Here is a 24,736-nt window from a genome sequence, read left to right as displayed (position 1 = left end):
TATCGCAATCCGGCAGCAGGTGCGGAGGCCTTTGCTTCCGTGAAAAGATGCCTGCGCCTTATACGTCGCCGCCTCCTCGCTAGCGTTCCCGTTCTGCTGATCGTCGCCATCCTGACGTTCTTGCTTCTGGAAACGGCCCCCGGCGACGCCGTTGACGCATATCTTCTTTCGATCGGTGGCGGCGACGTTTCGGTAGCGGAGAGCCTGCGAAAAGCCTACGGCCTCGACCAATCGACAACCGCCCGCCTATGGCTCTACCTCACCGCGCTTGCCCGCCTGGATCTGGGATGGTCAGTTGCTTTCGAGCGTCCTGTCCTGTCCCTCATTGTCGAGCGCCTGCCCAACACTCTCGCGCTTATGGGAAGTGCCACCGCGCTTTCTTTTGTCTTCGGCTCTCTTCTCGGCGTCATCGCCGGTGCAAATCCAGAAAGTTCAAGAGATAGAATTATTTCCGCAATTTCTCTCATCTTTTACTCTATCCCGAGTTTCTGGCTTGGGCTTGTCCTCAGCCTGATCTTTGCCGTTCAACTCCGATGGCTGCCGACATCCGGTCTGGAGACGATCGCTTCCGGCAGGACCGGCATCGATCGCATGACGGATATCGCACACCACCTGCTTCTGCCGGTCAGCACACTGGCAATAATTTACACGGCCCTCTTCCTGCGGGTCATGCGCGCCGCCATGGCGGAAGCATGGAGGCTGGATTTCGTGCTTTTTGCCCATGCAAAAGGTTTGAGCCGTTTTCGCATCATCTGGCGGCATGTCGCGCGCTATGCCGCTCTGCCGCTCATCACCATGCTCGGGTTGCAGGCTGCTGCCATGCTGGGCGGCAGCGTGGTGATCGAAAGCATTTTTGCCATCCCGGGCTTCGGACGGCTCGCCCAGGAGGCGGTCGCCGGACGTGATACACCGCTCCTCATGGGCATAATCCTCGTCAGCGCCGTTCTGGTTATCGTTGTCAATCTTCTCGTCGATCTCGCACAGGCAGCGCTCGACCCGCGCATCGGCGCCTCGGAGGCCGCTCGTTGAAGCTGATCCAAAAGATGATAAAAACACCGGAAGCCATTGTCGGATTTTGCATTTTATCCATTTTGATTATCGTTGCGATCGTGGCTCCCCTGATCGCACCCGGCGATCCTCTGCGCATCGCCGGCCGGGCACTTCTTGCACCATTGACCGACATGAGCCTGCCGCTTGGCACGGACCGCCTGGGCCGCGATGTTTTTGCCGGCATTGTTCATGGCGCCCGAACCTCGCTTCTGGTCGGGGCGGCTGCGGCGCTCGCGGCTATCGTGCTCGGCCTTTGCGTCGGCCTCATTGCCGGATTGGCAGGTGGCCTTGTCGACGAGGCGTTGATGCGCATTGTCGATGCATTTCAGATCGTGCCCGGTTTTCTTCTCGCACTTGCCATGGTTAGCGTCGTTGGCTCAGCACCGGTCGTCGTGGTCATCGCTATCGCGCTCGGCGCATGGGCCGATCCGGCGCGCCTCACCCGCGCTCAGGTACTGTCCATCCGGGAGCGAGATTACGTTGCTGCGGCCACGGTGATAGGAATGCATCCGGCCGAGATCGCTTTTCGCCAGATTCTGCCTCAGGCCGCGCCTCCGGTTCTGGCCATCTCTGCGACCATCGTCGCTGCGGCCATTCTGACCGAAGCCGCACTTTCCTTCCTTGGCCTTGGAGATCCCAACACCGTCACATGGGGCGCGATGATCGCGGAGGGGCGCAACGTCCTACGGTCATCTCCATGGCTTTCGATTATCCCCGGCATCGCGTTGATCGTCACGGTCCTCGCGACCTACTTGTTGAGCGAAGGGCTGACAAAAGCTCTTTCCGGCACGCATTCCAAACATGTCAGGCAAACGGATGCGACGCCATGACTGTCGCTCTTTGCCATATCGACCTTTTGACTATTCACTACCGCGGCCAGATGAATGCCGCGGTTAAAGGTCTCTCGCTGGATCTCATGAGCGGTGAACGTCTCGCAATCGTCGGCGAAAGCGGCTCTGGCAAGAGCACGTTCGTGCGGGCCCTGTCCGGCCTCTTGCCAGCAGGAACAGTCTATGACGGACGAATGCAATGGTCAGAAGGTCGATCACCCCGGCTCGGCCGGGATCTGGGTTTCGTGTTTCAGGATGCCTCGTCCAGCCTTAACCCCGTTTTGCGCGTGGGTGAGCAGGTGGCCGAAAGTGCTCGACGCCATCTCGGCATGACATGGCCGCAAGCCTATGGGCACGCCCGGGAACTGTTGGAGCACGTGCGCATCCCCAACGCTCATGCTGTCATGCGCGCCTATCCGCATCAAATGTCAGGCGGCCAGAGGCAGAGGGTTGCGATTGCCGCCGCCATTGCGGGTCGGCCATCGATCCTGATTGCCGATGAAGCGACAAGCGCGCTCGACACCGTGGTGCAGGCTGAAATCGTCACACTGTTGGACGAACTCGTGCGCAAGAACGCAATGACGCTGATTTTTGTCACCCATGACATTGCACTGGCCTCCAACCTTGCTGACCGCATCGCTGTCTTCAAGGATGCTCACCTCATCGAAATCGGACCCGTAGCCGACGTTTTGAGCAATCCGAAAAGCGGCTACACGAAAAGCCTGATCGCAGGACATCTCGACCTGAAATCACCATCCCTTATCGGCGGAGCCTCATCCACATGACGCTTCTATCGGTTGAGAACCTCAGAAGACGATACATATCCGGCGGGCGAAACGTAGCGGCGCTAGACGGTGTTTCGTTTTCGCTTGCGCCCGGAGAAACGCTCGGCATTGCCGGCGCATCGGGCAGCGGAAAGTCAACTCTGGCTAGGGTTCTTTTGCGTCTCGCCGTCCCGGACGCCGGCAAAATCATCTTCGAAGGCGAAGACTGGCTATCCCTGAAAGGCAGCGCGCTACGGAAAAAGCGCCAACGGATTCAGATGGTGTTCCAGGACATTCATGGCGCCTTCCATCCAACCGCCACTGTCGGCGAGACACTTGGCGATCCAATGCGCATTCATGAAACCGTCCCGAAAGCTTCCAGACCTGCGGAAATCTCGCGGCTCCTTGACCGGGTTGGCCTTTCCGCAAGCGATGCCGATCGGCCGGTTAATGAGCTCTCCGGCGGACAACGTCAGCGAGTTGCGATCGCCCGCGCCATATCGACACGTCCCTCACTTATCCTGCTGGATGAGGCCGTCTCGGCTTTGGATGTGCAGGTACGCAACCGCATCCTTGAATTGCTTGTCGAATTGCAGCGTGAACAGGGCATGTCCTACCTGTTTATCTCGCACGACCTCGCCGTATTGCGTGCCGTCTCGCATCGATTGGCCATCATGGATGCCGGCCGCATCGTGGAGACAGGTCGCACGATCGACGTCATCGACGCCCCACAATCGGCTGCCGGCCGCGCGCTGGTTTCCGCCGTCCCACGCCTGGCAATAGACAAACGCCAGGTCGACATCGTGCACAAAAGCGAATCGAAACATGACGACTGACCATTGGAGCCCTCTTCTCGACATCCCGCCGTTTCCGGCAGAGCGATATGCCATCACCGCTGCCCGGCTCGGCGCGATCCTCCACACGCGCAACGATATCGCCATAGTTCAGGCGGAGGCCGTTGTCGCGCTTGAGGCTGCAGCCACATCCATCATCCGGCCTGGCATGAAGGCCATTAACATCGTCACCAGCCCGTATGGCAGCTGGTTTGGTAACTGGATGCGCCTTTCAGGCGGTGAGGTTATCGATGTTACCGCATCACCTGCCCGCGCCATCGAACTTGACGCAGTCGCCGAGACGATTGAGACACATCCTGATGCCACAGTGCTCTCGCTCGTCCACGCAGAATCGGCAAGTGGCATCGGCAATCCGTTGGCCGAGATCATCCACCTTGCGCGTAAGCGAGGCCTGCTGACGATCGTCGATGCCGTCGCCTCTATCGGTGGACATCACCTCGATGTCGACACGCTCGGCATCGATATCGCTGTTATCGGCCCTCAAAAAGCGCTGGCAGGACCGGCAGGCCTTTCCGCGCTTTCCATCAGCCCGGCTGCCTGGGATCTGATCGGCAGGCCCGGCGGACCGAGAAACTCTATCCTGTCGCTCTCCGATCTTAAACCTTGGATCGATGGCGGCTATGGCGCACCGGCCGGCACCGCCGTTCCGCTCGAATGGCACGCGCTGCATGCCGCACTCGACCGTCTCGAGCGCGAAGGCCTTGATGGCGTGATTGCACGACACCAACTCGCTGCCTGCGCCACACGTGCGGGACTGACTGCGATGGGGGTATCATGCTGGACCGACGATCGAACGAATTCCAATCTCGTCACCACTACCGAACTGCCGCCAGACATCCCGGTAGAGGTTCTCCTCGCCGAAGCCATCCGGCTGGGACAGCCGCTGGCGGCTGGCGTTGGCCCCGGCGCCGAACGTCTCATACGCTTCACGCATACCGGACAACAGGCTCGGTTCGATACCGTCATGGCTTTGATATCGACCTACGGCCGCTCGCTAGAAGGATTGGGCCATGACGTCGATATCGGTTCGGCCTGCTCGGCGGTGCTCGACTGCTACGCAGCGTAACACTCTGTCGAATTGACAAAATGGGGCATATCTCCCCTGTCTTTGGCCCTGCTCTCATGAGAGATATTCCCTACGACGACAATGTGGAGAACTCGATGCTTGAACCACGCGCTTTTCTCGCTTCGCTCTTTGACGCCGCGGTTCGCGCCGCTGATCCGGTTGAGGGCATTCGTGCCCATCTGCCGCAAAAACCGAAGGGAAGAACCGTGGTGATCGGTGCCGGGAAAGGCGCTGCCCAGATGGCTCAGGCTCTCGAAACGCTGTGGGACGAAGAGCTCAGCGGTGTCGTGGTAACCCGTTACGGTTACGGCTGCGAAACAGAAAACATCGAGATCATCGAGGCAGCCCATCCGGTACCGGACGCGGCCGGCCTTGCCGCCTCCGGCCGGTTGGTCGAAACAATTGCAGATCTGACTGAAGACGATCTTGTCATAGCGCTGATATGCGGCGGTGGATCCGCCCTTTTGCCGGCCCCTCCGCAGGGCATGACGCTGGAAGATGAAATCGCGATCAATCAGGTGCTTCTTGCATCCGGAGCGCCGATTGCCGCCATGAATATCGTGCGCAAACATCTGTCCACCATCAAAGGTGGTCGCCTAGCCGCATCGACGCGGGCCCGTGTGGTCAGCCTTATCGTGTCCGACATTCCCGGCGACAATCCGGCCCATGTAGCCTCCGGCCCGACGATCCCGGATGATTCCACACGTCATGATGCGCTCGCCGTCATTCGCCAATACAAGCTCTCCCTACCGCAGGCGGCACTCGATCATCTCCATTCGAAGCGGGCCGACGCGCCCCTTTCCGATGATGTGGTTTTCGCGAACCATAGCCACCACATGATCGCGTCTGCGGCAATCTCGCTGGAGGCCGCAGCAGCAGCCGCAAGAACTGAAAATATCGAAGCCGCAATCCTTTCCGATTCCATCGAGGGAGAGGCCCGCGATGTCGCCTTGGTACATGCCGCCATTGCCCGGGAAATCGCCGAGCGCAACCGTCCATTTACAAAGCCTGCCCTCCTGCTTTCCGGCGGAGAAACCACGGTGACGCTACGCTCCAGCGGTGGCCGCGGAGGTCGCAACGGAGAATTCGCTCTTGCCATGGCCCTGGCGATTGATGGTCACGACATAGAAGTCCTGGCCGCAGACACGGATGGTATCGACGGCTCGGAAAGCAATGCCGGTGCCTTCTGCGACGGCGCCACCGTGCGAAGGCTGCGGGCGGCGAATCTCGACCCGCAGAAGATGCTGGATGACAATGACAGCTATTCCGCATTTGCCGCAATTGACGACCTTTTCGTCACCGGACCAAGCGGTACCAACGTCAATGATTTCAGAGCAATCCTGATCCGCTGACACAGGAGGAAGGATTTAGGCGGACGGTCCCTTCGTCGTGAATGGATCGCTGCCGGCATGTGCCATCGCCTGCGCGTATTCGGCAATCAGCCGCTCGCACAGCTCGGCGGCACCCGGCACATCCCTTAGAGACGCCACACCCTGCCCGGCCGACCAGACCGCCTTCCAGGCTTTGGCTTCACTACCGAGATCCATCGTTCCGTGACTGACGAGATTATCGGGATCGAGACCGGCAGCAACGAGGCTCGGCCGCAGGAAGTTTGCCGCCACACCCGAAATTGCCGGCGTGTAGAAAATATCGGCCGCCTTCGCATCCACCGTCATGCGCTTCTGCTCGTCGCTGATCATCGCCTCCTTCGTCGCCAGGAAGCGCGTTCCGAGATAGGCCATGTCGGCTCCCATGACGCGCGCAGCGGCAATCTGGTCCCCCGTGCTCATGGCGCCGGACAGAATGATTGCGCCATCAAAGAACGAGCGAATTTCGGGAATCAGCGCGAACGGGCTGAGCGTACCGGCATGACCACCCGCACCGGCAGTGACCGCAATGATACCGTCCACGCCAGCCTGCGCCGCCTTTTCCGCATGGCGACGGTTGATGACATCGTGGAACACCAGGCCGCCATATGAATGCACGGCATTCACCACATCCGGAACCGCTCCGAGCGAGGTGATGATCAGCGGCACCTTGTGCTCGACGATCTTGTAAAGATCGGCCTCAAGCCGCGGATTGGACCGGTGAACGATGAGATTGACGCCGTAAGGTGCTGCATAAGGCGCCTCGCCAAGGCGGCTCTTGATCTCCGTCAGCCACTCAACAAATCCATCCGTTGTGCGCTGGTTCAGTGCCGGAAAAGTACCGACCAGACCGGAGCGGCAAACCTCGACGACAAGATCCGGGCCGGATGCCAGAAACATCGGCGCGGCAATCGCCGGCAGGCGCAGTCCTTCAAAGATTTTCGGCAGCGGCATACAGTCTCCTCCCGGTCGCGCGGACCTTTTTTCCCGCCAACCGTTATAGTGGGCTGCGTCTCAACCGCAAGCAGCCGGCGAAAGCTCCGCCGGCTGCTGAAAGGATGACCGAAATATCGTCAGCGTGATCTTCGCAGCCAAAACGCCCTAGCGGCCACGCGCGGCTGCTACCATGGTGCGCAACTGATCCTTCTGGCGAACACCCTGGCGGTAGAGCTCCATGGTAATCGCCGCCAGCCGGTTGACCTCTTCGGCATCATCGACGTCACCCAGATCCCGCTTCAATTCCTCGAACACCTGCTGGCATCGCAACAGGTCGCTCGAATCAAGAGGCTCCTCGCTTCGCCTCTTTTCGCTCCTGATCATTTCAACTCCTAAAGTCATGCATACGCATATTCGAGGCCGTGAGCCGGCCCGGCGGCTCTCGCCTCAGGGCTCTGGTTCGGGCCGGCCAAAACCGGCCGGCAATGTCCTTGTTGGGAAGCTTGTGTCCGATAAGGAACGTGTGTCAGTCGCCGATCAGGCGACAACGAGAGGCAAGCGCATCAATGGCACCGGCCGTATGGTGAACCACCACGTCGATACGTTTGAATTCTGTCGTTTCTGCGATTGCCTTCATCATCGTCCCACGTCTCCATCGAACGGCTCATAACGACCTGAAAACAACTTTGTTCCGGCCCGGCGCGGATATTTTTTCCAGAGATTTAGCAGATACTTACACAAAGAAGTGAGGTTTGTTTTATTGCAAAATCGCGCACCGCCAAGAAGCCAATCAGATCAACAAAGTTCCTTCGGCTACCTTCACGGCCTGCCCTCCGATACGGGCGCGACCGATCTCGCCATCCTTCACGTCGATATGCAGATTGATGTAGGAGGGCCGCCCCGTTTCAACACCCTGTTCCACCAGAATTGGGTGATGCCCATCCGGCAAGGCATCGAAATGGCGGATGGCGCCCGCCAACGCCGCGACCGCACCACCGGTCGCCGGATCCTCGGCGATCCCCATATCCGGTGAAAACATACGCGCGTGAAATTTTGCCTGGTGATGGACACCGCCACGACAGTAGACATAGGCAGACGTCAGCGCGCCCTCAACAAATGGCGCCGCCTTCTCCCATAGCGTCACGTCGAATTCCATGGCCTGGACGGCCGCAATATTGCGCAGCGGCAGCATCAGAAATGGCACGCCGGCGCTCCAGATGGAAGGGACGTGATTCTCAAAGGCAAGGTCGCCTACCTTGACGCTGAGCGCATCGGCCAGCCCTTCGATATCCAGCGGCAGTTCGATCCGGCTCGGTTTGCGTGGCAGGTCGAATTCGGCAAAGCCGACTGCGCCCTTGCGCAGCCGCACCGCACAGCGCACCGGCCCGATTTTCTCTTCGATCATGCAGACGAGATCGACATCACCGGCATCCGGTCCACGTTCAAGCTCGGTCAACGCAACGGCGCTGCCGACTGTCGGGTGGCCGGCAAAAGGCAGTTCCTTGCCGGGCGTAAAAATGCGCAGCCGCGCCGCATGGGCGGGATTGTCTGCCAGCTGCACGAACACGGTTTCGGAGAGGTTCATTTCCCGGGCTATCGCCTGCATTGCCTCTTCGGAAAGACCATCGCCATCGAAAATGACTGCCAGCGGGTTTCCCGCAAGTTTACTGTCGGTGAAAACGTCATAGATGGCATAGCGGCGAGCCACAGCGAACCTCTCTGTCGATGTCGATACGGCCAAACTGCCCCACGGTCTTTCGCGGCGCAACCCTGTTTGTTCAATTGTCAGTCACGTCGAAAAACATGTCGAGAATTGGAAACATCATCGGGTTGTAGCGATGCATATCGCGATCTGCGGAACGGATGACAACGGCGCCATCGATCTCCTGTTCGGCGTCATGCGGCATATGGGCTTCGATGCGGGCCACCATCTCAGCCGCCGTTATCGAAAAGCGATAGAATCGGAAAACCACGACACGATTGCCCGCATGGCTGGCATAAAAATCCGGATCAGCCTCTGCCGTGTCCAGATCAAGGCCGGTTTCCTCGCGCACCTCGCGCCGCATGTTTCCAACCAGATCGAGACGACCATCCACGATATCGTTGAGATCCAGCGAGCCTGCAGCACAATAAACCAACCCCGGATTGGCAGTGCGCTCGCTCATGCGAATGGCGACGATCGCATTGTCGGACGATACCAGAACGGCAAAACCGAACAGATGCAGCGCGCCTGCCGGGTCTGGCTGTTTGCGCCACCACAGCAGCACCGAATACGGGATGGCATGCGCCACGCCCCGGATGATGCCATTATCAAAGCTCAGTTGCCGTTGCAGCACCATCTGGCCATTAAAGAGGTGCGGATTGGCTGTAGCCTCCTGTTCCCAGTTTGCCACAATCGCCTTCTCATTTTCCGCGTGGAGCGCATGCGCACCATCCTGCATGAGCAGATCGAGGCCCGCGATGCGTACCGGGTTCGAAGGCGGCGGCCAGATACCGGGCAATTTTTCCGTCATGGCAGCTGGAACTCCATGACAACAGGGCAATGGTCAGACGCCTTCGGCCGATCCCAGCCAACACGCGGATAGTGCTCGACCTCCTGCCCTGGAGGAAACACGGTGCGGAATGGTTGCCCATTACGGATGATGTCGGGCATGGCATTCGGATTGGTTTTCGCCAGCGCGGCCGACAGCCAGATATAATCCAGCTGGCAAAGGTGCTGCTCCTGCGGGCCTCTGGCGTAGTAGAGCGTCCAGCGGTCCGTCACGTCGCGGCGGGTCACGACGTTTTCGGCAAATCCATCATGGCTGAAAACGTCGAGCGCGCTGACATCCTCCTGCACGGGTTCAAATCTATATCCGCTGCGGCGCGTGCCAAAAACCTTCACGCGCTCCTGGTAATCATTCATGTCACCGCAAATGGCGAAACTGGAGCCGGCGATGTCGCCACCAAACCGGTGCTCGACAATGTGCCTTACCGCCCTTGCCTCGGCTGCACGAATGGCCATCGTTCCCAGCCGTCCATCCCTGTTGTCCCGCGCATTACCCATCGACTTGAAATGCACCACATAAAGCGAAAACGGCTTACCGCCGATCTTCAGCTCCAGTTCCAGACAATCGCGTTTGAAAATCTTGTCCGTCGGTTTGTTGGTCAAAGCCAGTTCATCGTTGAACAGACCGAGATCCTGATAGGTCAGCAAAGCGTGGCTACGCACGTCGACGACCTCTATTTTCTGGCCTGATCGCGTTTCCTCCCGCATAAGGACGGCGACATCGATACCGCGACCATCATTGCCCTCGACCAGAAATTTCTGCCGATAACCGTTACCGACCATGCGGTAGAGATAGCCGTATTCGAAAGCTTCCAGCGCCGGCATGTTGTCGACTTCCTGCAGGCAGAGAATGTCGGCATCCGCATCGGCGATGGCAAGCGCCGACATCTGCCGTGTATCGTCCGTCTCGGCGATCAGCCGCGCCTGTTCGAGCTGCTCATATTCCAGTTTGCTGCCGACTTCGAACAGCCGCAAAACCCGATCCTGGCGCATCTGGTTACGCCAGCCGGTGAAATCGAAACGGGTCATGAGGTTTTCGATATTGAAGGTGCCGAGGCGAAGAGACATGCATGCTTCCCTGTTGCGACCGGCACCTTAGCCACCAGAATTGTGGCTGGCTACCCGCTACAATCTCCAGGCCGAGCGGATGATGATCGAGACCTTGTCACCCACCTGCACCGGCTGCCGGCTGAATGCGCGAAGGTTCTGCTCGTCACCCAGAGCCAATTTAAGGGCATACCGCTCGCCTTCGAACAGGACTGAAGTCACGGTCGCCAACATGCCCTCAGCGGCGATCTCGACATCCTGCGGCCGAACGAGAATATCGGCGCAATCCTGCCCATTGGTATGCGACAGAGACTGCTGCAGCATCTCCCAGTCGACCAGCCGGTTCGGCAAAGGTGCCGCAGGCCATTTGAGAATGGCGCCCTGCCCGACAAGTCCGCCCACAAGGCGACCTTCTGGCCGCGCATAAATTTCCTGTGGGCTCGCCACCTGCAAAAGCTTGCCCTCGGACATGACCGCCACATCCGTCGCCAGCGCCATGGCTTCGGCCTGATCATGGGTGACGTAGATCATCGTCGCGCCCGAACGGGCGTGAAACTCGCGGAACGTTTCTTCCATTTCCTGACGCAAATGGCGATCGAGATTGGCGAGCGGCTCATCGAGCAGAACCACATCCGGCTCGGTGACAAGGCAGCGGGCCAGCGCCACACGCTGCCGCTGGCCGCCGGAGAGATCGGCGGGCCGACGATCGGCATAGGCTTCGAGGCGCACGGCATTGAGTGCCTCCTTCACCTTCTTCGCGCGCTTTTCGCCCGAAATACCACGCACTTTCAGCGGATACCCGACATTGTCGGCCACGCTCATATGCGGCCAGAGCGCATAGGATTGGAACACCATCGCCATGTTGCGATGTTCCGGTGCCACCATTTCCGAAGCATCGGCAAGCACACGGTCGCCCAGCAGGATCGAACCGTCGGTCGGCTGTTCGAAACCTGCGATCATGCGCAGAACCGTCGTCTTGCCGCAGCCGGAAGGACCAAGCAGCGCCAGGAAACCGCCGTCGCGGACTTCCAGCGATACGTCGTTGACGGCCGGACGGCCACCGGTTTCGAACGTCTTGGAAAGACGATTGAGGATCAGCTTCGCCACGGTACCACACCTTTCGGCAGTCGTTTCGCCATCAGTTCCAGCACCAGCATCATCGCGATCACCATGATGACCACGAGGACGGAAAGTGCGGCCGCGAGGTTGAAGCTGCCGCTATCATCGAGATTGTAGATCGCCACGCCGAGCGTCTGTGTGCCGGCCGACCAGAGGATGGCCGAGACGGTGAGCTCGTTGCAGGCAATGAGAAAGACGAGAATGACCGACGCACCCGCCGCCGGTGCCACCAGCGGCACGACAATATCGATCAGTCGGCGTCCAAACCCTGCGCCGGAAAGCCGTGCGGCCTCTTCCAGCGAAGGATCGAGTTGGCGGAATGCGCTCACCACCGGCTTCAGGCTGACTGCGAAGAAGCTGGAGAAATAAGCGACGAGGATGATCCAGATCGTGCCGTAGATGGAAATGCCGATGATCGGGATCGGCGCGGCAAAAACAAGGATCAGCGCGACGGCCAGAACGATGCCCGGCAGCGCATAAGGAATTTCCGCCAAGGCCGAGAGAACCGGTGCCAGACGGCTTTTCGAGCGCACCAGATAATAACCCGTCAGCACAGTCACCACGAGGAGACCAATTGCCGTCGTCAGCGACAGCGTGACGGAGTTGAAAAAGGCCGTGCGCGTAATCGTCTGTTTGAACAGGACCTCGCGATAGGCGTCCAGTGTCGCCGTCGATGCATTCAGTGGCACGCCATAGGCAGGTGCAAGCGAGCTTGCCACCAGCGCCGTCAGCGGCATGACGAGCGTAATAAAAATCGCCAGCCACAGAACCAGTTCACCCAGCAGACGCCAGTGACCAAGCTTGAACATCGCCACCTGCCCCGATAGCCCGATGACGCGATAATCGCGACCGCGCAAGACCCGTTCCTCCACCGTCAGACCGATGACAGAGAGAATGGCGATCAGGCCCGAAAGCAGAGAGACATCGGCAAAGGTGCCGGGACCAAACGCCGCGAATTTGGTATAGATCAGGGTCGGCAGGGTGTAGATCGATGCCGGGATGCCGAGGATTGCGGGGATACCAAAGTTGCCGACGCAGGAGACAAAGGCGATTGCTGCACCGGCCACGAACCCGGGCAAGGACAGCGGTAGAATAATATCCTTCAGCACCTGCCAGGACGAAGCACCGGACAGTCTTGCGGCCTCGACACCATCACGCGGCAAAGCCAGAAGACCGGCGCGCAAAGACAGGAAAACGAGTGGCGCATTCTGCACGCCATAAAGCAGCGCGATGCCGCCAATGGAATAGAGCGGCTGTGGGCTACCCATAGGCGGCGCCAGACCGATCGCCTTCAGAAGCGCGCTCGAAGGGCCGGTCATGCCAATCCACGACAGCGCCGTCACCTGTGGCGGGATCATCGTCGGCAGCATGAAGAGGAAACCGAGGGCCGTCTTGCCACGCACGTTAAACAGCGTCAGCAGCAACGCGAAACCGCCGCCGAGAATGACGGCCGCGATCATGCCGAGGAAGGATGTGGTCAGCGTGTCGTAGACAGCCTGCCAGACGACAGGATCGGACAGAAGCGCACGCGCACCTCCATCGAACAGCGATGAAAAGCCGGTCATGGCGAGCCGCCCGAGCGGCAGCACGCTCAGGAAGAAGATCACCACGATGACAAAGGAAAACAGCCAGCGGGGCTGGCTGTTTCCTCGATTCTGAGATCGGAACATCAGGCTTTATATCAGCCCTTGGTGCCAAAAATATCGGAGAACGTCTTGACGTCCTTTTCCGAGTTCTTGAGCGCATCGGCGGCGTTCAGCGGCAGAAGCTTGATCTCTTCGCGGGCCGGGTAACCGGCGGGCAGCTCGATGCCGTTGCGGGCCGGGATGTAACCCAGGCCGGCAGCGATCTTCTGGCCGTTTTCCGACAGGAGATAGTCGATGAACTTCTTGGCATTGTCCTGATGCTTCGTGGAAGACAGGATGGCGGCAGGCTCGGTGACGGCCGAAACACCTTCCTTCGGGAAGACGAACTCGACCGGCGCGCCCTTGGCCTTTTCGCGGATCGGCATGTAATCGACCACGACGCCGTAAGCCTTTTCGCCCGAGGCGACGGCCTTGAGGACGCCACCGTTACCGCCGGCTGCAATAGCGCCATTGGCCTTGAGGTCCTTGTAATAGTCCCAGCCGAGACCTTCGACACCAGCCAGTGTCTGGGCGTGGATGAGGGCAGCACCCGAAGCCACCGGGCTCGGCATGGTGACGAGACCCTTGGCTTCCGGCTTGGCAAGATCGGCCCAGCTCGTCGGCTTCATCGCGGCCTGGGTGTTGTACATGATGCCGGTGGTGATCAGCTTGGTCGAATAGTAGTAGCCGTCGGCGTCATAAAGCGAAGCGTCGAAATTCTTGGCTTCAGGCGACTTGTAGGCGAGCAGCTGACCCGCAGCCTTCATGCGCTCGAAGGTGACCGTGTCGGCGATCAGCAGAATATCGGCAACCGGGTTTCCGGCAGCAAGCTCGGCGTTCAGCTTTGCCATGATCTGCGGCGTGCCGTCACGAACCCACTCGACGTCCACGTTCGGATTGGCGGCCTTGAAGCCGTCGATGGTCGCCTGTGCATCGGCATTCGGCTGGCTGGTATAAACGACCAGATCGGCAGCGTTGACGACGCCTGCGAAGCCAAGCGCGACGAGCGCCGTGAAAGTGGACAGAAGCTTTTTCATGAGGGTCATCCTGTTTGAGCTGACGCGCTTAAACACACATTCAACGACACTCATGTGACAGCGTTTGACGTGGACGGCAACACCCATAAAAAAAGGGCGAATCGCCTGTGGATCCGCCCTTCCGATATGTTTTTCGTGACTGTCGATCAGATGATCGGCAGGCTTTCGTGATCGGCAACCGAGGCATTGGCAACCAGGCGACCGAGGCGCTTGATGCCTTCGTCTATCATCTGGTCGTTGGCGCAGGAGAACGAGACACGCAGCGTGTTGGCATTGCTGCCATCGGCAAAGAACGCCTTGCCCGGCACGAAGGCGACCTTTTCCGTCGCCAGCGATTTGGCCAGCAGCTCGGCGCCATCCATGCCTTCCGGCAGAGTGACCCACACGAACATGCCGCCTTCCGGCTTGGTCCACGAGGTGTTCTTCGGCATGTATTTTTCGAGCGCCGCCAGCATGGCATCGCGACGACCGCTATAGACGCGTTTGATCTTGGCCACCTGATCGGCAAAACCGCGCGAAGCCACATGTTCGACAGCAATCTGGTTGATCGTCGAGGAATGCAGGTCGGCCGCCTGTTTCATCAGGACCAGCTTGCGGATGACCGGCATGGCCGCCACGACGAAGCCGACGCGCAGGCCAGGTGCCAGCGTCTTGGAAAAGCTGCCGCTATAGATCGTGCGGGTGTTTTCGATGCCGCCGTTGCGGGCGATGTCGAGCGCCAGGATCGGCGAGACCGGCTCGCCGTCGAAACGCAGGTTCTGGTACGCCGCGTCTTCAAGGATGGCGATATCCAGCTCATCGGCCAGCGCCAGCAGCTTTTCGCGGCCGGCAAGATCGATCGTTTCGCCGGTCGGATTGGAGAAGTCGGCGGAGAGATAGGCGAACTTCACCTGACCGCCGGACTTGGATGCCGTCTCGCGATAGGCTTCCGGTGTACGGTTGCCGTTCAGCGACAGCTGGTCGTAATGCGGCTCATAGGCATTGAAGGCCGACAATGCACCGAGATAGGTCGGCCAGGTGACCAGCGCCGTGTCATTCGGCGACAGGAACAGTTTTCCAAAATAGTCGAGCGCCTGCTGCGAACCGGAGGTGATGAACACGTTATCGGCAGTACAGTCGATGCCGATCTTCGCCATGTCTGCAACGATCCAGTCGCGCAGCGGCTTGTAGCCTTCGCTGACCGAATATTGCAGAGCCGAATTCACCTGCGCGCCGGAAAAGATATCGGCGTAAGCGGCCTTGAACTCATCTGCCGGAAACAGCGCGGGATCCGGAATACCGCCGGCAAAGGAGATGATGTCGGGCTGTTCCAGCAGCTTCAGCAGTTCACGAATTTCCGACGCCTTCATGCGGCTGGAGCGCGTAGCGAAGATATGTTCCCAATCTAGCATGGGATGTTTCCTCTTATTTCAATTTTGTTGCCATCAGCATTACAGAAATTTCGACAGGTCAGCAATACTGACCTATCGGATAATCATCATTTTTCCGCGTTTTCTCGGACGCTCTCAACGATCGTTATCTTCTCAGTCAGCGCGAAGTATGTCACCACGGTTATCCTTATGATCAAGGAGGAAGATCATGCTGAAAAACCTGGACCCCGCGCTCAACGCCGACGTCCTTCATGCCCTCAAATCCATGGGCCATGGCGACACCCTCGTGCTGGCCGACACCAATTTTCCATCCGATTCGATTGCCCGACAGACCGTGCTCGGCAAGGTGCTGCGGATAGACAATGTTTCGGCGGCGCGCGCCATGCAGGCCATCCTGTCGGTCCTGCCTCTCGACACCCCGCTGCAGCCATCGGTCGGACGCATGGAAATCATGGGCGATCCGGGCACGATCCCGGAAATCCAGCAGGAGGTTCAATCGCAAATCGATGCGGCGGAAGGTCAGTCCGCTCCGATGTACGGCATTGAGCGCTTTGCCTTCTACGAAAAGGCGAAACAGGCCTATTGCGTCATCGCCACCGGCGAAACCCGTTTTTACGGCTGCTTCCTGCTGACCAAGGGCGTTGTTCCGCCGAAGGGCTGAAACGAAACGGGCCGCGCAGGATTTCCTTGCGCGGCCCATTTCCTCAAGCTGTCATGGCCTTTCAGCCGGACATAAACCGCTTAGTTGACGGTCTTGTCGACCAGCTTGTTCTTGCCAATCCAAGGCATCATGGCGCGCAGCTTTGTGCCGACTTCTTCGATCTGGTGGCTATCGTTGTTGCGACGGATACCCTTGAAGCGAGCGCCGCCTGCACGGTATTCCTGCATCCAGTCCGAAGTGAACTTGCCGGTCTGAATGTCGGTCAGAACGCGCTTCATTTCAGCCTTGGTTTCGGCAGTGATGATGCGCGGGCCGGTGACGTATTCGCCCCATTCTGCCGTGTTCGAGATCGAGTAGTTCATGTTGGCGATGCCGCCTTCATAGATCAGGTCGACGATCAACTTCACTTCGTGCAGGCACTCGAAATAGGCCATTTCCGGAGCGTAACCGCCTTCGACCAGCGTTTCGAAACCGGCGCGAATCAGTTCGACCAGACCGCCGCAGAGAACGACCTGCTCGCCGAAAAGGTCGGTTTCGCACTCTTCCTTGAAGGTGGTTTCAATGATGCCCGAACGACCGCCGCCAACGCCGCAGGCGTAGGACAGAGCGAGTTCAAGCGCATTGCCCGAAGCGTTCTGGTGGATGGCAACGAGGCAAGGAACGCCGCCGCCCTTCTGGTATTCGCCGCGAACCGTGTGACCAGGACCCTTCGGCGCGATCATGACGACGTCGATCGATGCCTTCGGCTCGATCAGGCCGAAATGCACGTTGAGGCCGTGGGCGAACGCGATGGTGGCGCCGTCACGGATGTTGGCGGCGATTTCGTCGCGGTAGATGTCGGCCTGCAGTTCGTCAGGGGTTGCCATCATCATCAGGTCGGCCCATGCGGCAGCTTCGGCAACCGTCATGACCTTGAAGCCGTCGGCTTCAGCCTTCTTGGCGGTGGCGGAACCGGCCTTCAGGGCGATCGCCATATTCTGGGCGCCCGAATCCTTCAGGTTCAGCGCGTGAGCGCGACCTTGAGAACCGTAGCCGATGATGGCGACCTTCTTGGACTTGATGAGGTTGATGTCGGCATCCCGATCGTAATAAACGCGCATCCTAAAATTCCTTCCCTATGCGATTGATCTGACCGGCCCGTTGCGGATCCGGCATTGTTTCGGTTGTTATCGAGCCGCAGAGGCGCGCGGCGCCTCCCCGGAATCTTTTTGTGTTCCGTGCAGGGCGATAAAAGCGTCCACCGCTTTTTGCGCCTGCCGGCCATTGTCCTTGAGGCCTGTTTCGCCGAGCAGCATGCGGACATGCAGGTCGGAAACCACCAGACCGTAAAACGTGTGATAGGCCTCGTCGGCATCGGCAAAGCGCAGCAGGCCCGAACGTTTTCCCGCGTCGATCAGCGCCCTCGCCCGTCGGTCGATCTCGCGCCGACCATGTTCCAGCAGCAGTTTTCCAAGCTTGGAACCGTCACGGCTCGACTGGCCGATCGCCAGCCGGTTCAGGGCCAGCGACACGTCGCCCGCCAGAACATCCAGCAAATCGCGTGCAAAAACCTCGAGATGTTCACGCAGCGCCTCGGCGCTCAGGCGCTCGCCACTGCGGTCGGACGTGCGCACCTTGCTCTGCTGGAAAGAGATCATCGCGGCCAGCAGGCCGTCGCGATCGCCGAACCATTTGTACAGGCTTTCCTTGGAACAGTTGGCAGCTCGCGCCAGACCGGAGGTCGTCAGCGCCTTGTCTCCACCTTCGACGAGAAGACGCAGTGCCTCGGCCAGAACGGCGCTCTGGCGCGGCGTAAACTTTGCCGATGCGGCGGTATCAGCGGGCACGATCTGCTCCTCACAAATGCGGTGTACGGAATAGGTACCGTACGGTACGGTTCTTCGTACTTGCGAGTTATTGCGCCGTCAAGAGGACGGACGCAAGAAATTTAGCAAACGAGGTCGCAAAGAGCGTCGCGAATGATATTGCGCCGAAGGCCTATGCCTCGGCGTCGAACCGGACCCGGGCGGCCTTGACCGCCGCATGGTTTGCCTCGGCCCAATCCAGCACTTGCGACAACGGCAGGAACAGCGACATGCCGAGCTCCGTCATCCGATATTCCACACTCGGCGGCTTGGTCGGAAAAACCTCGCGGTCGATATAACCGTCACGCTGCAACTCCCGCAGCGTCTGCGTCAGCATGCGCTGCGAAATATCCGGGACCAGACGCCGCAACTCGCCAAAACGATAAGGCCGCCCCGCCAGCGCCTGCAGAAGCAGCGTCGACCACTTGCCGGAAATCTGGTTGATGACGTCACGCACAGGGCAATTGCCGGCATCCCAGTTGGACATGTCGCATTCCTTGCCGACAAATTGCGGAATACGGACATTGGTGTTCATGAGGTGGTTCCCTTTTGGTAACGATCTCCCGGAAAACTGCCTTCTTTACAGTTTCTCGTCAATTCCTATTCTATCCCTAGTCTCTTTTTGAGAGCGACATATCTTCCATCCTGGAAGACATCAGGGATCAAGGAAATACCCATGGCAAAACTTCTCGTCACCGGCGCCAACGGCAAACTCGGTCGCGCCGTTATCCGGCATCTTCTGGAGACCTCGAACGTTTCCGCATCCGATATCGTCGCCGCCAGCCGCGACAGGTCCAAGCTTGCCGATCTGGCAGATCTCGGCGTTGAGACGCGCCAGGCCGATTTTGCCGACCCGGCCGGGCTCGAAGCCGCCTTTGCCAGCATCGACCGCGTGCTGATCATTTCGACGGATGAACTGGCCGTTCCCGGCGCCCGTTTGCGGCAGCACACCAATGCCGTGACCGCCGCCAAGAAGGCCGGCGTCGGCCACGTGTTTTACACGTCGATGCCGAGCCCGGACAAATCGCTGGTCAGCTTTGCACCGGACCATCTCGGCACCGAGGAAGCGATCAAGGCAAGCGGCCTCAACTACACCATCCTGCGCAATGCCTGGTATCACGACAATTACATGATGAGCATGCCGCACAATCTGGAAGGCGGAAAATGGTTCACCGCGACGGGAGACGGCAAGGTTGCCAATATCTCGCGTGACGATTGCGCCCGTGCCGCCGCTGCAGCACTTGCCAACCCGCCGGCCGGCAACCAGACGCTCACCCTCACCGGCTCGGTCTCGCTCAATGCCGACCAGATTGCCGAAACCGTTTCCAAGGCCGCTGGCAAGCCTCTTGAGGTCGTGCAGGTGAATGGCGAACAGCTCGCCGCCGGCATGGGCGCCGCAGGCCTGCCGGATTTCGTCGTCCGCATGCTGGCTTCGGCCGATGCCAATGTCGCGGCCGGCAATTTCGACCTCGTCACCGGCGACTTCACGGCGCTGACCGGCCGCGAACCGCAATCGCTGCAGGCTTTCTTTGAGGAAAACCGCACAGCACTTGCCGGTTAAGCCACGATTGTCAGAATGCGCAAGTGAGATTAGACCCGTCTCGGTCTGATCTCACTTTTTGCGGAGACATGAATGCGCACCATCGGCCTGATCGGCGGCATGAGCTTTGAAAGCACGGAAGTCTATTACCGGCTGATCAATGAGAAGGTGCGCGATCGCATCGGTGGTTTTGCCTCCGCCGACCTGATGATGCATTCGGTGAACTTTGCGGACATCGTCGAGATGCAGAAAAGCGGCCGCTGGGATCTGGCAGCCGACGCCCTTTCCGCAAGCGCAAGGCGCTTGCAGGCAGGCGGCGCCGAATGCGTGCTGATCTGCACTAACACCATGCATCTCGTCGTGCCGCAGGTGGCCGCGGCCGTCGATATCCCGCTCATTCACATCATCGATGAGACAGCCAGGGCGCTTGCCGCACGCGGCCTGCGCCGTCCACTTCTGCTCGCCACCCGCTACACAATGGAGCACGGCTTTTATGCAGAGCGCATGACATCACTCGGCATCGACGTCATGGTGCCGGAACCGGATGACCGCACGGCCATCCACGACATCATCTTCAACGAGCTTTGTGCCGGCACGATTCGGGAAAGCTCACGCAAAACAGCGCTCGCCATGATCGACAAGGCAAAGGCGGCCGGCGCCGACTGCGTCATTCTCGGCTGCACGGAAATCTGCCTTCTGCTCGATCCCGACGCGCTACCGCTTCCCGGAATAGATTCGGCCGCCGTGCATGCGCAGGCGGCCGTGGATTTTTCGCTCACATAACAGCATGAAACGCTTCAGGACTCGTCCTTCAGCGACTCCTTCTGGGTGATCAGCCGTGCGCTGTGCAGGCCGGACATGTGCGTCCACATCCAGCTCCAGGCGACGGCAAGACGTGAACGCGTGCCGATCAGGAAGTAGATATGCGCCAGCCCCCAGATCCACCAGGCAAGACCGCCCTTGAGCTTGAACTTGCCAAAGTCGATCACCGCCGCGCGCCGACCAATCGTCGCGAGACTGCCCTGATGTTTGTAGCGGAAGGGTCCGGGCACCGGCTTGCCCGAGAGACGGGCATGCATAAGCTTGGCAACATAGGCGCCCTGCTGCTTGGCGGCCGGCGCAATACCTGGAACAGGCTTGCCGTCCTGAATCACCGACGCGGTGTCGCCGAGAACGAAGATATTGGGATCATCGGCGATCGCCAGATCAGGCCCGACAACGGCACGCCCTGCCCGGTCGGCTTCGACTTCCAGCCATTTGGCGGCCGGCGATGCCTGTACGCCTGCGGCCCACATGACGGTACGGGCCGGCACGAAGGTGTCGCCTATAGTCACGCCATCCTCGGTGATCGCCGTCACCGGCTTGCCGGTCAGAACCTCGACGCCGAGTTTTTCGAGTGCGGACTTGGCATAGGCCGAAAGATCTTCCGAAAAGGCCGGCAGCACGCGTGGGCCCGCTTCGACCAGAAGCACGCGGGTGCGCTTGGTATCGATCTTGCGGAATTCCGGTGGCAGAACATGATGCGCCAGTTCGGCGATCATGCCGGCCATCTCAACACCGGTCGGGCCGGCGCCGATAATGGCGAATGTCAGCTGCGCATCGAGTTCGGTGGTGCGGTTGGTCAGCTCGGCCCGCTCGAAGGCGAGAAGAATGCGGCGGCGCAAGGTCGTGGCATCTTCGAGCGTCTTCAGGCCGGGCGCCATGCTTTCCCAATCGTCACGGCCGAAATAGGCATGGCGGGCACCGGTGGCGAGGACCAGCGTGTCGTATTCCAGCACTTCGCCGGATTTCAGTTGAACCGTTCTGCTGGCACGATCGACACCGAGAACCTCGTCCAGCAGCGTCGTGACATCCGGACGGTTGCGGTACAGCCGGCGGATCGGCCACGCGATTTCGGAGGTCGCCAGCACTGTTGTCGCAACTTGGTAAAGCAGCGGCTGGAAAAGGTGATGGTTACGTCGGTCGACAAGAGTGATCTTGACCGGGGCGCCTTTGAGGGAATGCACAAGCTGCAGGCCTGCAAAGCCACCGCCAACGACGACTACACGATGTTCAGTCACAACCAATCCTTCCGGAGAAATGCATCGATAGCGTGGATGCTGCGACGCAATATGGCTATTTACTGATAATCGTCAATTTTAAAACTGCGTCAGATTGTCTGCCCGCATGCGCGGCGAAAACGCCGCACGGTTTCCGCCATTCCGTATTCCAGCGCGTCAGCCGTCAGACCATGACCGATGGAGACTTCGGCCAGTTTTGGGATGCGTTTCACCAGTGCAGGAAGGTTTGCAACCGTCAGGTCATGCCCGGCATTGACTTCCAGCCCTTCGGCGAAGGCCGCATCCGCCGTCTGGCCGAGCTTTTCCAGAATGGTGGCACCGAGCGACGGATCGTCATAACAACCGCCATACGGCCCGGTATAAAGCTCGATCCGGTCTGCACCGGTCGATTTCGCCAATTGCACCGCCTCGGTGTCACCGTCACCATCGGCAAACAAGGACACGCGCATGCCCTTGCTCTTCAGCCGCCCAACAACTCGCTTCAGCATTTCCTGATCGGCGCGAAAATCGAAACCGTGGTCGGACGTCGCCTGCGACGGATCATCGGGCACCAGCGTCACCTGCTCGGGTTCGCTGCGTTCGCACAAATCGAGAAAATCCTCACTTGGATAACCTTCGATATTGAACTCGGTCTGCGGAAACTCGTCATCGATCAGGGCGCGCAGCACCGGCAGATCGGAAAAGCGGACATGCCGCTGGTCCGGGCGCGGATGCACGGTCAGACCGCTCGCACCTGCCTGCAATGCGATACGGCCAAGGTTTTCGAGGCTCGGCCATGGCAGATCGCGGCGATTGCGCAGCATGGCGATGGCATTGACATTGACGGAAAGCGTGGTCGGCATCGGCAGGCGTCCCCAAGGCATGATCATGAAGGCATTTAACGTTTGCGAGCTTTAAGCCATCCGCTGTCACACACAATGTTTTTCGAAAAAAAGCCGAACGACCTGCATCGAAGCCTGCGCGTAGCATGCAGAAAATACAACTTATTATGGATGCAGAGTGAGAATTCACTACAGATGGTGAAAATGTCACCATCTGCCCATAAAAGCTGCGCCCCCGGTGATTCGGGGAGAAGCAGGGAGGGATTGAATGGCACCGTTGCAAAAGCCGGTGCTGGTCTCGCGGGACGAAGGAGTATCATGCGAGAGAATTTCGATCTTTTCGGCACCGTATCGGCGCCGACCCATTTGCCAGCCTATTCGGCCGGTTTTCTGCCACGCCTGACAGGCATCGATTCGCTGCCGCCTCACCCGCTGCCGATCGCAGAGATGGCCGATCTGTTCGGCGTCACGCATCGCACGCTACATTTCTACGAGGAGAAGAACCTGCTCGTGCCCGAGCGAACCGGCACGATGCGGGTCTATGACACCGCCTGCGTCCTACGCATGATGGTGATCAACACCTGCCGCGAGATCGGCATGCCGCTCGCCGCCATTCAGGACCTGATGGAGCACCTCGGCCAAAGCCAGTCGCAAACGGAAGCCGACGAACTGTTCAAGAAATGCCTTGCCACGCACCGGCGCCAACTGGTCGCCGAACTCTCGCTGATCACCCGCAAGATTACCCAGATCCGCACCATCATGACGTGCGAGGAGGAAGCCATGCCGGCCACATCGACGACAGAGCCTCCGGCCCGCCTTTCGGAGATCGAAAAGCGCTGCCTCGGGCTGATGACGGAAGGTTACAAGGGCGGCAGTCTGGCGCTTGCACTTGGCATCTGCAGCGGCGAACTGCAGAAACTCGAAGATGCCATCATGACCAAGCTCGATGCCGCCAATCGTTATCAGGCGGCGGCAAAAGCGATCCTGTCCGGCATGCTGCCAAACTGATCCTTATCGGACGATGGTCAGCGTTTCGGCAGCGCGGGTCACAGCCGTATAAAGCCAGCGCTCGCGGGTATCGCGAAAGGCCCAGCTTTCGTCGAACAGAACGACATTGTTCCACTGCGAGCCCTGCGCCTTGTGCACAGTGAGCGCGTAACCGTAATCGAACTCGTCGTAACGTTTGCGCGTCGCCCAGGGAATTTCTTCCTCGGTCTCAAAGACCTGTTTCAGGAGCTTGATCTTGGCGGCGCCGCGATCCATGTCGTCGTCTTCCGGCCGGATCATCAGGTTGATGCCGGGCTTCACAGTCTCGCGCGACGAACTCATCACCTGCCACAGCGAACCATTGAGCAGACCCTTGACCTGATCATTGCGCAGGCAGACCAGCTTGTCGCCGGATTGCGGATAATCGGCCGTGAAACCCTTGAGCTCACGGAGACGCTGATTGTAGCGCTTGCGGGTCTTGTTGGTGCCGACCAGAACCTGATCGGCCTCCAGCACCAGTTCCTGGTTGACCTCGTTTCGGGAAATCACCTTGGCGGTTCCGTAGTCACCATGCATGATTTCCTTGCCCTCGCGGATCTGCATGGCAAGCTGGATGATCGGGTTGTCGCGCGCCTGACGATGGATATCGGTCAGCAGGTAATCCGGCTCCTGCTCGGTGAAAAAACCGCCACCGGATACCGGAGGCAACTGTCCAGGATCGCCGAGCACGAGAATGGGCGTACCAAAGCTCATCAGGTCGCGACCGAGCGCCTCATCGACCATCGAGCATTCGTCGATGACGATCAGGGCAGCTTTAGCGACCGGGCTCTGGCGGTTGATCGAAAACATCGGCGCGATCGAGGTCTTGCCGGTATCTTCGTCTTCGACAGCCTCTTCACCGCGCGGGCGATAGATCAGCGAATGAATGGTTTTTGCATTGCTGGCACCGCGCGAGCGCAAAACCTGCGCCGCCTTGCCGGTAAAGGCTGCGAACAGAACATCGCCATCGACATGTTCGGCAAAATATTTGGCAAGCGTCGTCTTGCCGGTACCGGCATAACCGAACAGCCGGAAAACCGGCGTGCGACCGGCTTTCAGCCAATCGGAAACGGCCTTGAGGGCCTCGTCCTGTTGCGGAGCAAACTGCATGGCCGCGACTTGGCAGGATTCGGACAGCCAAAGCAACAGAAAAGAACGAAAGAGGATCAAA

At 59.4% G+C, this 24,736-nt stretch carries 25 protein-coding genes; 10 read left to right on the top strand and 15 right to left on the bottom strand.

Annotation, left to right across the window (positions count from 1 at the left end):
- The first annotated feature begins 39 nt into the window (after window positions 1-39).
- From GAO09_RS14665 to GAO09_RS14640, 6 genes are all read left to right on the top strand, one after another.
- Entirely contained in the window at window positions 40-1,029 is a 990-nt protein-coding gene (locus tag GAO09_RS14665; RefSeq protein ID WP_324184705.1) for an ABC transporter permease, read from the top strand.
- A gap of 14 nt (window positions 1,030-1,043) precedes the next feature.
- The gene (locus GAO09_RS14660) at window positions 1,044-1,880 is read left to right on the top strand and encodes an ABC transporter permease (protein WP_410767685.1); all 837 of its coding nucleotides are present in this window, start codon (window positions 1,044-1,046) and stop codon (window positions 1,878-1,880) included.
- Window positions 1,877-2,665, top strand: coding sequence for an ABC transporter ATP-binding protein (locus GAO09_RS14655; RefSeq protein WP_153354742.1), 789 nt, complete (start codon window positions 1,877-1,879; stop codon window positions 2,663-2,665). The genes GAO09_RS14660 and GAO09_RS14655 overlap by 4 nt, the downstream gene beginning before the upstream one ends.
- Window positions 2,662-3,480: an ABC transporter ATP-binding protein gene (locus GAO09_RS14650; RefSeq protein ID WP_153354741.1), complete on the top strand. Its 819-nt coding sequence runs from the start codon at window positions 2,662-2,664 to the stop codon at window positions 3,478-3,480. Before GAO09_RS14655 ends, GAO09_RS14650 begins: the two co-directional genes overlap by 4 nt.
- Window positions 3,470-4,564 carry a pyridoxal-phosphate-dependent aminotransferase family protein gene (locus GAO09_RS14645; protein WP_153354740.1) on the top strand — a complete coding sequence of 365 codons (1,095 nt, stop codon included), beginning with the start codon at window positions 3,470-3,472 and terminating at the stop codon, window positions 4,562-4,564. Before GAO09_RS14650 ends, GAO09_RS14645 begins: the two co-directional genes overlap by 11 nt.
- A gap of 95 nt (window positions 4,565-4,659) precedes the next feature.
- Window positions 4,660-5,916 carry a glycerate kinase type-2 family protein gene (locus tag GAO09_RS14640; RefSeq protein ID WP_153354739.1) on the top strand — a complete coding sequence of 419 codons (1,257 nt, stop codon included), beginning with the start codon at window positions 4,660-4,662 and terminating at the stop codon, window positions 5,914-5,916.
- Window positions 5,917-5,931: 15 nt separating this feature from the next.
- On the opposite strand, the gene GAO09_RS14635 is transcribed toward GAO09_RS14640, so the two are convergent.
- From GAO09_RS14635 to GAO09_RS14595, 9 genes are all read right to left on the bottom strand, one after another.
- A complete protein-coding gene (locus GAO09_RS14635; RefSeq protein WP_153354738.1) occupies window positions 5,932-6,885 on the bottom strand; it encodes an NAD(P)H-dependent flavin oxidoreductase in 954 nt (317 codons plus the stop codon).
- A gap of 147 nt (window positions 6,886-7,032) precedes the next feature.
- Window positions 7,033-7,251 (bottom strand): hypothetical protein, encoded by a 219-nt coding sequence (locus tag GAO09_RS14630; RefSeq protein WP_153354737.1) that lies wholly within the window; start codon window positions 7,249-7,251, stop codon window positions 7,033-7,035.
- A 406-nt stretch (window positions 7,252-7,657) separates the two neighbouring features.
- Window positions 7,658-8,575: a PhzF family phenazine biosynthesis protein gene (locus tag GAO09_RS14625; RefSeq protein WP_324184702.1), complete on the bottom strand. Its 918-nt coding sequence runs from the start codon at window positions 8,573-8,575 to the stop codon at window positions 7,658-7,660.
- Between the two features lie 70 nt (window positions 8,576-8,645).
- Entirely contained in the window at window positions 8,646-9,380 is a 735-nt protein-coding gene (locus GAO09_RS14620; RefSeq protein WP_153354735.1) for an NUDIX hydrolase, read from the bottom strand.
- Window positions 9,377-10,483: an endonuclease/exonuclease/phosphatase family protein gene (locus GAO09_RS14615; RefSeq protein ID WP_153354734.1), complete on the bottom strand. Its 1,107-nt coding sequence runs from the start codon at window positions 10,481-10,483 to the stop codon at window positions 9,377-9,379. Before GAO09_RS14615 ends, GAO09_RS14620 begins: the two co-directional genes overlap by 4 nt.
- Before the next feature lie 57 nt (window positions 10,484-10,540).
- Window positions 10,541-11,569 carry an ABC transporter ATP-binding protein gene (locus GAO09_RS14610; protein WP_324184700.1) on the bottom strand — a complete coding sequence of 343 codons (1,029 nt, stop codon included), beginning with the start codon at window positions 11,567-11,569 and terminating at the stop codon, window positions 10,541-10,543.
- Window positions 11,557-13,251, bottom strand: a complete 1,695-nt coding sequence (locus GAO09_RS14605) for an ABC transporter permease (RefSeq protein ID WP_153354733.1) — start codon at window positions 13,249-13,251, stop codon at window positions 11,557-11,559. Before GAO09_RS14605 ends, GAO09_RS14610 begins: the two co-directional genes overlap by 13 nt.
- An 11-nt stretch (window positions 13,252-13,262) precedes the next feature.
- Window positions 13,263-14,243 (bottom strand): ABC transporter substrate-binding protein, encoded by a 981-nt coding sequence (locus GAO09_RS14600; RefSeq protein ID WP_153354732.1) that lies wholly within the window; start codon window positions 14,241-14,243, stop codon window positions 13,263-13,265.
- Between the two features lie 146 nt (window positions 14,244-14,389).
- Window positions 14,390-15,634, bottom strand: coding sequence for an aminotransferase-like domain-containing protein (locus GAO09_RS14595; RefSeq protein ID WP_153354731.1), 1,245 nt, complete (start codon window positions 15,632-15,634; stop codon window positions 14,390-14,392).
- A gap of 187 nt (window positions 15,635-15,821) precedes the next feature.
- Here GAO09_RS14595 and GAO09_RS14590 point away from each other — a divergent pair, with 187 nt between their 5' ends.
- Complete coding sequence (locus GAO09_RS14590) at window positions 15,822-16,274, top strand: RbsD/FucU family protein (RefSeq protein WP_153354730.1); 453 nt, start codon at window positions 15,822-15,824, stop codon at window positions 16,272-16,274.
- An 80-nt stretch (window positions 16,275-16,354) separates the two neighbouring features.
- Here GAO09_RS14590 and ilvC read toward each other — a convergent pair whose 3' ends face one another.
- The 3 genes from ilvC to GAO09_RS14575 all read right to left on the bottom strand — a co-directional run bounded on the left by ilvC (window position 16,355) and on the right by GAO09_RS14575 (window position 18,653).
- The gene (gene ilvC / locus GAO09_RS14585) at window positions 16,355-17,374 is read right to left on the bottom strand and encodes a ketol-acid reductoisomerase (protein ID WP_112730398.1); all 1,020 of its coding nucleotides are present in this window, start codon (window positions 17,372-17,374) and stop codon (window positions 16,355-16,357) included.
- A gap of 66 nt (window positions 17,375-17,440) precedes the next feature.
- Complete coding sequence (locus GAO09_RS14580) at window positions 17,441-18,100, bottom strand: TetR/AcrR family transcriptional regulator (protein ID WP_324184699.1); 660 nt, start codon at window positions 18,098-18,100, stop codon at window positions 17,441-17,443.
- A 151-nt stretch (window positions 18,101-18,251) separates the two neighbouring features.
- Window positions 18,252-18,653, bottom strand: a complete 402-nt coding sequence (locus GAO09_RS14575) for a winged helix-turn-helix transcriptional regulator (protein WP_153354729.1) — start codon at window positions 18,651-18,653, stop codon at window positions 18,252-18,254.
- A 141-nt stretch (window positions 18,654-18,794) separates the two neighbouring features.
- On the opposite strand from GAO09_RS14575, the gene GAO09_RS14570 reads away from it, so the two are divergent.
- The gene (locus tag GAO09_RS14570) at window positions 18,795-19,679 is read left to right on the top strand and encodes an SDR family oxidoreductase (RefSeq protein WP_153354728.1); all 885 of its coding nucleotides are present in this window, start codon (window positions 18,795-18,797) and stop codon (window positions 19,677-19,679) included.
- 72 nt (window positions 19,680-19,751) lie between these two features.
- Window positions 19,752-20,441, top strand: a complete 690-nt coding sequence (locus GAO09_RS14565) for an aspartate/glutamate racemase family protein (RefSeq protein WP_153354727.1) — start codon at window positions 19,752-19,754, stop codon at window positions 20,439-20,441.
- A 14-nt stretch (window positions 20,442-20,455) separates the two neighbouring features.
- Here GAO09_RS14565 and GAO09_RS14560 read toward each other — a convergent pair whose 3' ends face one another.
- On the bottom strand, window positions 20,456-21,718 hold the full coding sequence (locus GAO09_RS14560; protein WP_324184698.1) for an NAD(P)/FAD-dependent oxidoreductase: 1,263 nt from the start codon (window positions 21,716-21,718) through the stop codon (window positions 20,456-20,458).
- Window positions 21,719-21,807: 89 nt separating this feature from the next.
- The gene (locus tag GAO09_RS14555; protein ID WP_153354725.1) at window positions 21,808-22,560 is read right to left on the bottom strand and encodes a pyridoxine 5'-phosphate synthase; all 753 of its coding nucleotides are present in this window, start codon (window positions 22,558-22,560) and stop codon (window positions 21,808-21,810) included.
- Window positions 22,561-22,857: 297 nt separating this feature from the next.
- Between GAO09_RS14555 and GAO09_RS14550 the strand changes: the two genes are divergently transcribed.
- Window positions 22,858-23,547: a MerR family transcriptional regulator gene (locus tag GAO09_RS14550; RefSeq protein WP_209018720.1), complete on the top strand. Its 690-nt coding sequence runs from the start codon at window positions 22,858-22,860 to the stop codon at window positions 23,545-23,547.
- A 3-nt stretch (window positions 23,548-23,550) separates the two neighbouring features.
- Here GAO09_RS14550 and GAO09_RS14545 read toward each other — a convergent pair whose 3' ends face one another.
- The gene (locus GAO09_RS14545; RefSeq protein ID WP_153354723.1) at window positions 23,551-24,675 is read right to left on the bottom strand and encodes an ATP-dependent DNA helicase; all 1,125 of its coding nucleotides are present in this window, start codon (window positions 24,673-24,675) and stop codon (window positions 23,551-23,553) included.
- Between the last annotated feature and the right edge of the window lie 61 nt (window positions 24,676-24,736).

The sequence above is a fragment of the Endobacterium cereale genome (assembly GCF_009617585.1).
In the GTDB taxonomy this organism is placed as follows: domain Bacteria; phylum Pseudomonadota; class Alphaproteobacteria; order Rhizobiales; family Rhizobiaceae; genus Neorhizobium; species Neorhizobium cereale.
Note: the sequence above shows the minus strand (reverse complement) of the source record. Positions and strands in the feature narration are given on the sequence as shown.